The sequence below is a fragment of the Citrobacter sp. 506 genome (assembly GCF_050434985.1).
GTDB classification, from domain to species: Bacteria; Pseudomonadota; Gammaproteobacteria; order Enterobacterales; family Enterobacteriaceae; genus Citrobacter; species Citrobacter braakii.
In genome coordinates this window covers 691,734-703,564 of record NZ_JBNDJN010000001.1, presented here as the reverse complement: position 1 = coordinate 703,564, position 11,831 = coordinate 691,734, and the positions used below count along the sequence as shown (strand labels likewise).

11 protein-coding genes are annotated in these 11,831 nt (G+C 45.7%); all 11 read right to left on the bottom strand.

Annotation, left to right across the window (positions count from 1 at the left end; translation table 11 throughout):
* Nucleotides 1-29: 29 nt before the first annotated feature.
* Complete coding sequence (locus ABIE10_RS03530) at nt 30-542, bottom strand: GNAT family N-acetyltransferase (RefSeq protein WP_016156401.1); 513 nt, start codon at nt 540-542, stop codon at nt 30-32.
* Nucleotides 543-800: 258 nt separating this feature from the next.
* On the bottom strand, nt 801-1,970 hold the full coding sequence (gene brnQ, locus ABIE10_RS03525) for a branched-chain amino acid transport system II carrier protein (RefSeq protein ID WP_429154739.1): 1,170 nt from the start codon (nt 1,968-1,970) through the stop codon (nt 801-803).
* A gap of 85 nt (nt 1,971-2,055) precedes the next feature.
* On the bottom strand, nt 2,056-2,862 hold the full coding sequence (locus ABIE10_RS03520) for a PhzF family phenazine biosynthesis protein (protein ID WP_016152953.1): 807 nt from the start codon (nt 2,860-2,862) through the stop codon (nt 2,056-2,058).
* Nucleotides 2,849-3,505, bottom strand: a complete 657-nt coding sequence (locus tag ABIE10_RS03515) for a helix-turn-helix transcriptional regulator (protein WP_016152954.1) — start codon at nt 3,503-3,505, stop codon at nt 2,849-2,851. The genes ABIE10_RS03520 and ABIE10_RS03515 overlap by 14 nt, the downstream gene beginning before the upstream one ends.
* Before the next feature lie 13 nt (nt 3,506-3,518).
* On the bottom strand, nt 3,519-3,881 hold the full coding sequence (locus tag ABIE10_RS03510; RefSeq protein ID WP_032947028.1) for a RidA family protein: 363 nt from the start codon (nt 3,879-3,881) through the stop codon (nt 3,519-3,521).
* A 554-nt stretch (nt 3,882-4,435) separates the two neighbouring features.
* Entirely contained in the window at nt 4,436-6,046 is a 1,611-nt protein-coding gene (locus ABIE10_RS03505) for a hypothetical protein (RefSeq protein WP_429154737.1), read from the bottom strand.
* Nucleotides 6,047-6,052: 6 nt separating this feature from the next.
* On the bottom strand, nt 6,053-6,751 hold the full coding sequence (locus ABIE10_RS03500) for a hypothetical protein (protein ID WP_429154736.1): 699 nt from the start codon (nt 6,749-6,751) through the stop codon (nt 6,053-6,055).
* A 413-nt stretch (nt 6,752-7,164) separates the two neighbouring features.
* Complete coding sequence (locus tag ABIE10_RS03495; RefSeq protein ID WP_429155482.1) at nt 7,165-7,908, bottom strand: SDR family oxidoreductase; 744 nt, start codon at nt 7,906-7,908, stop codon at nt 7,165-7,167.
* Nucleotides 7,909-8,197: 289 nt separating this feature from the next.
* Nucleotides 8,198-8,359: a hypothetical protein gene (locus ABIE10_RS03490; RefSeq protein WP_016152967.1), complete on the bottom strand. Its 162-nt coding sequence runs from the start codon at nt 8,357-8,359 to the stop codon at nt 8,198-8,200.
* Nucleotides 8,360-8,708: 349 nt separating this feature from the next.
* Nucleotides 8,709-9,713: a tryptophan--tRNA ligase gene (trpS, locus tag ABIE10_RS03485; RefSeq protein ID WP_429154734.1), complete on the bottom strand. Its 1,005-nt coding sequence runs from the start codon at nt 9,711-9,713 to the stop codon at nt 8,709-8,711.
* A gap of 218 nt (nt 9,714-9,931) precedes the next feature.
* Entirely contained in the window at nt 9,932-11,716 is a 1,785-nt protein-coding gene (locus tag ABIE10_RS03480) for a sensor domain-containing diguanylate cyclase (RefSeq protein WP_047500554.1), read from the bottom strand.
* Between the last annotated feature and the right edge of the window lie 115 nt (nt 11,717-11,831).

The following is an 11,831-nucleotide window of genomic DNA, read 5'->3' as shown; positions in this document are numbered from 1 at the left end:
GGGTAACGGGTCTTAGCGAGGAGCGGGCCTTATATACACATCCCCATTAACTTGAGTATGCTCCTCTGTGAATTTGTTTCGAAAATGATGTCGCTGATGTGTTTCATTCCCTGCTTTTTATAGAATTTTTGAGCACGTTCATTTTGTTCAAGAACCTCCAGCCATAAATATTTTTTCCCCTGACTTCGGGCAAGATCTATGACTTTATTAAACATTAGTTGACCGTAATGCTGATTCGTTTTGGTTGGGGCAAGGTAGAGTTTATTAAGTAAAACACCGCTGATGTCTGTATTCGGGATAGTTGCTTGCCATGTCAGCTTCACAAAACCAATCGGCTGCTCGATTTCAACTATATACCAGCTAATGTTTTTATCATTAATACTCTGCTCAATAACAGGAAGTGAATATTCACCCTCCAAATAATTATCAAATTCTGATTCTGACTTCCACATATGCTTAAAGTGCGCAGTATAGAAGCGGTAGCCAAGCTCATTTAGTAATCCCGAATCGGCTAATGTTGCTTGTCGTATGATTAAAGACATGGGAGAGGCCCTTACTTTATGAGAGAAAAATGATCTTAAATTTGTAATATATACGGCCTGTTAAGTCTATATGTCCGTTGTGACTGTCTTACCCTCAAACTTTGAATACGCAATCTAAGGTCTGAAGTTGGTGGAGCTCGACCATTAAGTTATTTTTTATCGATGTTAGCTTCTGGCTCGAAGCAGGCAGGCCAACTGATTGCCTGGTCTGCTTTGAGCGAAAATGAAAAGACATCTTCCGAACTTGCGGCTGTTCATTCAGGATTTTACAAACAAGCTCATTATTCCTACTGCCAGGGCGCTATAGAAAAGCAACTGATACAGATTCGTCGGCACGTCTGTCCATTTTCTAACGATGCCCAGCGCGACCACGACCAGCGCAGCCGGGTAAATGGCGCACAGCACGGGAACCGCCATTGCGGTGAGGGAATTCAGTCCCAGCACGGCAAGTGCTGCTGACACCATCAGGGAGAGCGTCACCAGCAGCCCATAAGACGCACCGGTCGTCTGGTTGAAATAGCGCGCCGTTCCGGTCGTCAGACCAATGGCCGTGACCAGACAGGCGAGGGTAATGATCGCCGCCAACAACACCCGGCCATAAACGCCAAAAACAGTCTCGACATAGGCGCTCATCACCTGCATACCGTTCGTTGCGCCCCGCACCGGGCTGTGGGACCCCATCGACAGATAGCAGATATAAATCACGGCCAGACCTGCCGCGGCGATAAAGGCTGCGGCGATGGAATGGGTAAAGATGCCCCGCGGATGGTGGATCCCGCGCTGTTTAAGCGTGTGGGTGATAATGGCGCCAAAGCACAGCGCACTGATCACATCCAGGGTCTGATAACCGTTGACGAACCCTGTATCGAACGCGCGAGTTTGATACGCGGTTGTGGCGGTCGTGAGCTCACCAATCGGATGTAACCAGGCACATACGCCGATAAAAATCAGGGCACTAATTTTAATGGGCGAAAGGAAGAAACCGACGATTTCCAGCAGTTCTCCGGGTTTAGCCAGCGTCGCGCCAGCAAGGCCAAAGAACGCGGCGGAAAATATAATCTTCTGCATCAGGGAACTAGCTGCGCCATCGGTGATGACCTCGTAGCTAATCGTCGCGGTGCGTGGCGTACCAAATAAAACCCCCAGCGTTAAAAAGCAAATGCCAATAAAAATCAGGCTCGGCCATTTGCCTAAGGGTTTCGTTAATTCCGCGATATCTCCGCCATTAATGGCAAGGGAAATAATCGCCAGCGCCGGGAACAGAACCGCTGTGATGATAAAGCCAAAGCCTGCATTAAAGGCGTTTGCGCCCGCCTGCATGCCGACCAGCGGCGGGAATATAATATTGCCTGCACCCAAAAAAAGCGCAAGTGTCATCCCGCCAAGAGCCATTGTCTCTGGCAATGAAAGTCTGGTGTTTGCTGTCATTATTAACTCTTATTTTATATAAACATCATGCTTTGGAAGGCGTGGTCATTATATGCCTGGTCACCGTTCCGGTCATACATCGTTATTACAACTGGAATATTCCTTCGATGGTCATACGAGCGAAGCCATGCAATTCCACGCGCCCGTCATCCCGAACTACACAGCGCAACGCCCCTTTACGCTTCCCGCCTTGTTGAGCGGTCAGGACATTTTTACCCGTACGCGCCGCCCAGAACGGGGCGAGGAAAGTGTGTGCCGACCCGGTGACTGGATCTTCGTTCACGCCGACCTGCGGGCCGAACCAACGGGACACAAAATCAAACTGGTTATCAGCGGCGGTCACGATCACGCCGCGGGTGTCGAATACCGCCAGCTTGTTGAAGTCAGGATTAAGCCCGTCGATGATATTTTTGTCATCGACCAGTACAATCAGATCGTCCGATTTCCACACCCCGATAACACCGGCGGTAATGCCGAGGGCTGCCGGCAGTCCATCAGGAGTATCAATCTTCATGGCCGATTTAGCCGGGAAGTCCATGCAGAGTTCGTCCCCGTTCTTACTCACCGTCAACAGGCCGCTGCGGGTGTGGAAGCTGATAGTTTCTTGTTGGTAGCCAAGCTTGTTGAACAGCACCCAGGATGCAGCGAGAGTGGCATGACCGCACAAATCCACTTCAACCGCAGGCGTACACCAGCGCAGTTGATAACCCTCCTCGAACGGCACAAAAAACGCGGTTTCAGAAAGATTATTCTCCGTGGCGATGGCTTGCAGAACAGCGTCAGGCAGCCACTCAGTTAACGGACAAACGCCCGCCGGGTTGCCGCCAAAAGGTTGAGAGGTGAAAGCATCAACCTGATAAAAAGGAATTACTGTGGTGTCAGACTTTGTCATTTAATTTATCCAGATAGTTGTAAACGGTGTATCGGGTGACGCCCAGCGCTTTAGCGACATGATTAACGCTGCCTTTAATCTTGAAAAAGCCCTGAGCATGTATTTCAGAAATAACCCGTTTTCTGAAATCAATTTTATTTTCTGAACCCGTGGGTCTGAATTTCGAAATAACGTCATCCAGAGATTTATCCTGAATATCAGCTAGCGGATTATCCGGCGTTTCAGCCGCGGCGGCCGGATGGAGTAAATAGTCCAGGTCGCGTTTGAGTTTTGATACCACATCCATATCGACGTTAATGCAAAAAGCTACTAACGGCACGCCGTCCTTGCTGTAATAAATCGTCGATGCGCTATTCAATGTGGTGCCAGAGAGAGTGGTGGTGGTATATCCACTGAATACCTGACTGGAAACACGCTGCGAAGCATCCAGTAAACCTAAAAATCCCGTGTCATTTTCCGGGCCGGACAACAGCGCATCACCGGCTTTCCTGCCGCTGACGTGTCCATTAATGATGCTTATCACGGACGATTCGGGGCGGGTAAGGTCATGCAGAACTGCTTCTGTGTTTAAGGGAAGCGTGGTTCTCAATGCCTCAAGCGAAGCCGTCAAAATAGTGATTAAACGTTCACGTTCGTCTTTCATTTTGCTCTCTCCATCAGACAACCGCCTGGACTTCTATTTCGACGTCTAAATCAAATGCAAGGTGGCTGGTGACGACGCTCCTTGCCGGGAAACCTTCCGGGAAGAACGCGCTGTAAGCAACATTGAATTCGCTAAAGTGCTCCATGCTGCTTAACCAAACCTGGACTTTCACAATGTGGTTCAGCGTCGTATGCGCCCGCGCCAGAGTTTCCCGGATGGCGTGCATGATATGCCGGGTCTGCTGGGTGACAGATCCATACAACGGTTCACCTTCGGGGCTCATGGCGACATGGCCTGAAAGAAAAACAAACCCGTTCACCTGCACGGCGTCTGAAAAGGGAAAAGGCTTGGTCGTGGGGTAGCGTACGATAGACATGTGTCAGATTTGCCCTAAAGAAAGTGTAGTAGCACGGTAGCATGACTTAATTTTAAATTAAACAAAATTATTATTTTAAACATTTGTTGATTTTATGGCTTTCATGCATCTCCACTAGCTGAGAATCGACAGATGTTTTGTTGACGGGATGGGACATGCTCTGAACCGCGTTTAAGCTCTGTAAGGACAAGCTTGTCTGTTTCTGGTACTGATCGGATAAGCTAACTGAGCGAATGTCCGTAGTGGGCGAGGAGCGGACCTAAACCGATAATAGGAACAATACTAAATATTATAACGTATTGATCTGTAAGGTTTTATTTACATTTTTTTAAGGTCATACCACAAGTACCCCAAAATATTTTATCTATGTAATAGATAGTAGTGTTTGGATGGTAAGTCCGATGGTTTTGTATCAAGACGTGTGGAATCTGAGCTATAAAATACGCCATAATTCCACCAGTTGCAGGTGAATTTATGGCGCTATAGTCAAATAAATTCAGTCAGCTGAATATAGGGAATACACATTTTAGAACACATTAGCCAACATCAGTAAATCATCCTGAAATATATTCAAGAAGTTCTGCAGTCGCAGCATTTTTCATAGTCCGTGCTCTCGAAGGGCCTACGCCATATATTTTTTCAATTAGACTTTCTTCAGTATTACTATGAAGATCTTCAATTGTGTTAATGCCAACAGACTGTAATCTTTCTTTTTGCCATTTTGTGAGCGCTACTAATACATTAATTGGTTTTTTCAAGAGAGATCTTAGCGACTCTTCATATTGAAGTTCATGCTTATTAAGAAGCTTTTCACTTCCAGCATAGCTAGCATGATTCTTACCAAACTCAGGGAATTTTTTAACAGACAAATTTTTATAAAATTCTTTTGAGTCAGAATGTGGGTTGCTTTCTAAAGATAACATGCACCCATATTTTATTTCATATCTTGTTCCAAGTTCAGATCTGGTGGCTCTAACCGCGCTATCGATCTTTCTAATTATCCCTGTGTAAGTTAAAAGTCTTAAAGACTCCTTAACCGGTTCTGGCGCATCTTTATGAATCCAAAAATAAATTGTTGATTCATCTGTACCCTTATCTCTCCGAGTCTTGTTATAATCTTCTACTCGAGGTATAACAGAGTTTTCCAAGAAATCTCGACCCCAATCTATAACTTCACGATGCCCCTTGTACTTTTCCCCCAAATCAGTATGCTCTGTCCAAATTTGATTCCGATAAAAGGACTTTATTATGGAGTTAACTCCACTGGCATTTAATTTTGATAGATCTTGTAACGTTCGCAACAACATTCGAGGATTACCACCTGAAGCCAGAGCTAACGTATTGAAAAGATCTCTTTGATTATCTATTTCTTTCTTTAGCGATTCATCTGACTGCTTAAATACAATATCTTTAAAATATTGAAGGTAATCTGATTCTAAAATATTTCTTTCAAGCTTTTTGAATACACAATCATGAATTGGTTCAAAAGAATCACCGAAGTGAGTAACTCCAGGATAAATAGCCGCATTACATGTAATATATGGTGAGCGAAGATCTTTGAATAAACTGAAAAATTGACGCTGCTGCTCTGGTCTAAATACATGCGCCGCCTCGTCAAAAAAGAAAACAACTCTATCTAGATTATTTTCTTCACAAATGATTTGTATTGCTTCTTTAACATCTTCAATATCAGGTAGAGATGATATATCAACAGAAATCTTTCCTTTATAAGAATCTTCGAAAAGTCTTACGATTTCTTTCAAACTGGTTTCAACGCTTTCTTCTGTGTCACTATGCTCATTACTGAGTAAATTAGAAGTCAAGCCTGAAACAACCATCCCCATTTTTCTGAGCTTATTAAGCAAGTATTTTAATGTCTTAGCCATCATCCAATGATAAAACTGAAGGTTATCATCAGTCGTTATCAAAGAGCTCATGTTGAAAGGAACAAATACTGTTACGCATGCCTTATCTCCTTCTTCTAACTCTAATTCCGCAACTCTCATAAGGAATGACTTACCAGTGCCCCTTGAGCCTTCAAGAAGACAAGGTTCATTAGATTTCAGAGCTTCTAGAATCCCTCTGTCAGTTGAATTTACAACAGACAAGGATAAAATATCTGATTGTTTTATGCTTTCTGTGCGTAGATAAAATTCACTCATCATTCATTCCTATGATCTACCGAATAATTCTCTAATTTTTTCTATATGATTAAAATCTTCTGGCAAAAATTGCAAAGATTCGCGCTCAGTATCATCAAAAGTTTTAGCATATCTACATGTAGCTGCGAACAATATAGATTCAGTTACACACTGGTAATATTGACAATATTGTTCAAATAGCTCATCTTTATACATGATTTTGATACTTCCATTTATCCATGTCTCGTTGTTGCCATGAACATACTCTGAAAGTTTTCTATAAACGTTTATTGCATTTCTTCTGTAAATTTCGGAATCATTCACTAAATCAGAAAAAAAAGCCATAATAAATCTTTTGGAATACACTCCATTTTCCTCATCTATTATTCTTGACCATTTAATATCCCTTCGCCCATCAAGCCATTCATGCATTTCTAATTTACTAGCTGAAAAATAAATAGCCCCCAACCCCATTTCAAGTGCGAGTCTTAGTGATGAAAAGGCTTGTCTATATAAACCTACAATCAAACTATAGTTTGATGATTCTAATTGAGCGCTAACAGTTTCTAAAATTCTTTTTTCTTGGGGGTCTCTCAAAAAATTTGACATCTCGTATATACACGAAGACAAATGGTGTAGTTTACCAAGAGTTTCTTTTTGGGATATAGACTGTTCGAAGACTGTTTGGGATTCTGCATTTAATTTAGTAAAGTATTCTTGAATATCCATGAATAATTAAACCTCCAATTTAACTAACTCACCGCCGAAAAGCACGTTAAAAAGTCAAGAGCACCATAACAACTATTAATTAGACTTCATGATAATACAATATAAAACAATAAAGTTAAACTTTTTAATTGCTTATGATTTTAGCAACCCCTTAACAACTACATTATTATTGAGGTAAATACCGTGATCTAAATCACTACCAAAAAAATACATCCTTATAACAACATATTAGTTATTATTTACAGAATGAAGCAACTGTAACTTAGGGGGTTACAATCATGAATCTCTGATGGTGCTGGTAGGGGGCTACAACTTTTGACTACTCATTCCCATCACCATCTAGCTGGCTGGCGACCTTCAAGAGCTGCTATGTCAAGAGCGGACGTTGACCGTGTTGTTAAACGTCACCAAATTCAGTCCCTGGAACTCAGTTTCTCGCGAGTTGGACCTTGAAAGTAGATACTACCTATATGGCAACTACGCGGTTGAGCGAGTACAAAACGAATAGTTTCCCAGACTGAGCGTCCATTTAATAAACGTTCCCCCATTCTGGATTGACTATCAACAAACGTATCTAACCCTGTAAGTTCGAAATCCGGTGGATACAACCCGGTCACACGTATATTTTCTTCGGACAACTGGTGTGACAGTTTAGTTGTGAATCCGCTAAGCCCGTGTTTGCTGGCAAAAAAAGCGGGATGCGCAATTGAATCCGTAAAATTCGGAATCCCACATGAAGATATTATTGAGACGACATCCGCGCTTTCTGAACGTCTTAATCCAGGCAACAATGCATGAGTCAGTAGAATCGCACCTGTCAGGCCTGAACTGATGGTATTGATAATTTCTGCGTCTGGTTGATCGTCTAACGTTCCTGACAGCCACTGGGCGGCATTGAGGATTAAAATATCGATGGGCTTGTCTGAAGTTAACAACTGTGAAGAAAACTGCGAAAGGGATTCAGGCTGGGTTAAATCACAGATATATCCTTTTGCAATCCCGCCTTCAGCCGCGATGATACTGCAAGTTTTTTGAATATCATCAGCACGCCGCGCGCAAAAATCCACCTCGACGCCTTCTTGCGCCAGCCACACGCACAGCGCCTGACCAAATCCTCCACCTCCACCCGTAATTACAGCTCTTTTACCTCTTAGCATCTTCATCCATCCTTTCTTTATGACTATGTGTGGATATAGATATACATGAGGAAGTGGATTGGCATCTTTCAATTAGTGCCATTTTTACATGAGGAATAGGGACAGGGGACTTGCAAAGCCAGCATCTGGCGCGGAGCGGACTGAGCGTTAGATTATTATATTCTCTGCAAGGATATGTATGCGCTATACACCAATTTTAATTGTGCTATTTAGTCAGTAAATTTGTTTAGAATACCATTCCTCTTCTGTTTATAAAGACAAGAAGAGGGATGTGCTAATCATTTTTATATCAGTAGCCTGCAGCCCTGTTGGCTTCTTTGATGCGATTGTTTCTTGCGTCTTTATCGTGTTGGTCTTTTGCCTGCATTATTCCACTTGCAGCATCCACCCAATCATTTGCGGTACAACCTGATAATACCATACTCAACATTAATGCAAACGCATACTTCATTTTAACTCCATCATTCATTATTGTATAAATAGCGTCTGTGTAATGCTCAATGTATTTAACGCTAATGCGGTTAATTTAACAAATAATCATATCTCAGGCAAGGTGAGGATTTCGAGCCCGTACATGTAATGGGTAATTCATAATGATTAGTTGAAATAATTGAAGGTGCAGGGTAGAAATAGCTCTGCATAAAAAACGACATATCGTATTGCGCGGATTATTAAACAGCGAATTAATTAGCCTCTGTGACAGAGGTTACCTTTACGCGTCAACGCATAGCTGCGACACTCCCGGCGATTGTCATTCGTCGGGAGCTATCTTTAATTATCGAACCTGTAGTGCTTCGAGTTCAGAACACCGGCAAACCCAGCCCTTGCTTTACTTCTTTTAATGTCTGCTGCGTGACCTCGTGCGCCTCTTCGCTTCCTTTTTTGAGCATCGCCATCAGCATACCTTTATCCTGGATGTAGGTTGCCCGCCGCTCGCGCATCGGGGCGATAAGCTCCTGCAAGCACATCTCCAGCTCGTTTTTGCATGTCCGGTCACCCAGCCCGCCGCGCTGATAATGTGCTTTCATCTCCGCCACTTTTGCTTTATCCGGATGAAAGGCATCGAGGTAAGTAAATACCATATTGCCATCAATCTGCCCCGGATCGGACACTTTTAGATGATTGGGATCGGTGTACATTGCGCTGACCGCATGATGAATAGCCTCTTCGCTGGCGGACAGGAGTAGTGTATTGCCGAGCGATTTTGACATTTTGGCATTACCGTCGATCCCTGGAAGACGGCTGGTCTCACTCAGTAGCGCTTTACAATGCGACAAGACAGAGGTCGGTAACAGACTATTCATCTTATGCACGATCTCATTGGTCTGTTCGATCATGGGCAACTGATCGTCGCCGACGGGAACCACCTCGGCTTTGAAGGCGGTAATATCTGCCGCCTGGCTGATGGGATAAACCAGAAAGCCAACCGGTAACGAGCGGGCAAATCCTTTCTGCGCAATTTCGTTTTTGACCGTATGATTTCGCTCCACGCGAGCCACGGTAACGATGTTCATATAAAGCGCGGTCAGCTCAGCGAGGGCGGGCAGGGCCGACTGCAGACAAATGGTGGTGAGTGACGGGTCGATTCCTGCGGCGAGGTAATCAGCCAGCACTTCGGGAATATTGTTGCGGATCTTTTGTGGTGTGCTGCCGTTATCGGTTAGCCCTTGCAGGTCAGCAACCAATATAAACTGCTGATAATCATGTTGCAGCGTGGCGCGCTGGCGCAGAGAGCCAACATAGTGGCCGAGATGCAGCGGGCCAGTGGGACGATCGCCAGTGAGGATGATAGTTTTGTTGTTCATGTAAGACTCCTTAATCAAAAAACCGAAAGGGGTCTTTAAATGCAAATAACCGCCTTTCGGCGGTTATTTAAAATGAGGAAAACACATTCTGACCGCCTTTAAGAAGGCAGCCACCACAGGTTGTGATTAAACGCGGTGATATCGTGTTTTGTGTTCATCCAGTCAACATATCACCGCCTGGCGCAGAGGTAAAGCAATGCACGGCGTACTGACGTATCTTAGCTCGCTTCCAGCATGCCAAAGCTCACGATGCGCGAACGGCCTAACTCTTTCGCGCGATACAGCGCCACGTCTGCGGCGCGCAGAAGATTGTCGCTCTGGGCGTGCTGCGGATAGCTGGCAACGCCGATAGAGACATCAACGTGACCAATCTCTGAGAGTCCAAAGCGCAGCGACAGTTCGCGTACACCATTATAAATATCTGTCGCAAAGCGGTTGGCGGCCTGCTCATCCGTATTGGCCAGCAACACCAGAAACTCTTCACCGCCGTAGCGGAAGGCCATGCCGCTGTCATGGACAACGCGCTGAATAGTGGTGGCGATACTTTTTATCACGCTATCGCCCGCCTCATGGCCAAAGCGGTCGTTAATATTTTTGAAATGATCGATATCGATCATCAGGCAACTGATTGGCTCTTTGTTACGCACTGCCTGGCTCATCTGGGTGCGCAGCGTATCTTCCAGATGATGACGGTTGCGCAGGCCGGTTAGCGGGTCGTAGAGTGCTTTCTCCAGCAGCGCATCACGCAGGCGCTGGTTGGCTAACGCCAAACCGAGTGCTTCCGCCATCAGTTCCAGATACGCGCGAGAGGGAGCGGAATCATTGCTGAGGTTCTGGAATGAGAGCAGGCCGATGGCTTCACCCTGGGCAATCAGTGGCACGCATAGGGTATGCTGCTGGCATGATTCCGGTAGATGGTAGCAGGCGATATCGGGTTCGCCTTGCACCGGTGGATGACTCTGACCACGGCGCACTGCCCAGCATTCGTCCGGGTGGAAAGCATCCGCTTTGCCCTGCGGTGAAAGCCATTGCGCAACGCAGCGCATTTGCCAGGGCTCTCGATCCAGTATGTAAAGCCGCCCGGCAATACCGGGAGCAACATTCGGCGCAAACAGCTCTGCCACATTAATGACATCGGCAAAATTCTCGCAGCCTTGCAAACGTTGAGTCATACGTGCGAGCAGCTCGCGGATTGCCCAGTCGGCGTCTCGTTCTTTCTCCAGTCGCTGACGTGCCAGGCCGTTCTCGCGAAAAATGCGGATCGCCTGCGCCATATCGCCGATTTCATCGATCTGATTAAAGCTGGGTGTCTCAACGGCGTAATCCTGCGACGCCAGACGGTTAACCACATCGCTCAAACGCACCACGGGACGCAGTACGCGGCGTTTTAAAATAAAGCCGAGAACAAACAAAAATAGCAGCGCCGTCAGCCCGACCATCACTTCCGAAGCCGTACGTAGCGTGCGCGATGTCTGAGTGGCATCTTCAATGGTGTTGCGTACGCGGCTGTCGAGTAACTGACGGAAATGATCTATCCGGTCCTGGGCTCGCTCCAGTTCCTGTTCATAGGATTTGCCATACAGCAGGGCGATGGCCTGCGACTCTTCTCCGCGCGCGACGCTGGCAAGCGCCGCAGCTTGCTCATCCTGCAGGGTATCAACAATCTGCAGCCCTTCATGCAATAGCGCCAGCTCTTCATCCGTCGCCCCAATGTCTTTTAGTTTCGACAGCCGCTGTTCAACGGCTTTCAGCGACGCTTCTTTCTGGCGGTAGGCGTTAAGCGCTTCCGGGTCTTTTGCAATAACATATTCGCGTGCCAGACTGGACAGCGACCAGGCATCGAGCTCGACTTCTTCGGTCAGTTGATCGAATTGATAACGCTGCTCCACCACCTGGCGTTCGGTGTTATCGGCGCTGGAGGCCATCAACATGACAACGCCGGAGGCAATGGTCAGACACACCGTCGCGCTGTAGGCCCAGTTGGTGATTGTGGCAATTCGCACTGATTAGTTCCTTCTGCGACGATTAATGAATAAGCATGATTGAAATTATAGGAAACGTATGATTTTGCGTGAAAATAAAAAAGGCGGTCTCAGGACCGCCTTCTGTTATCGTCCT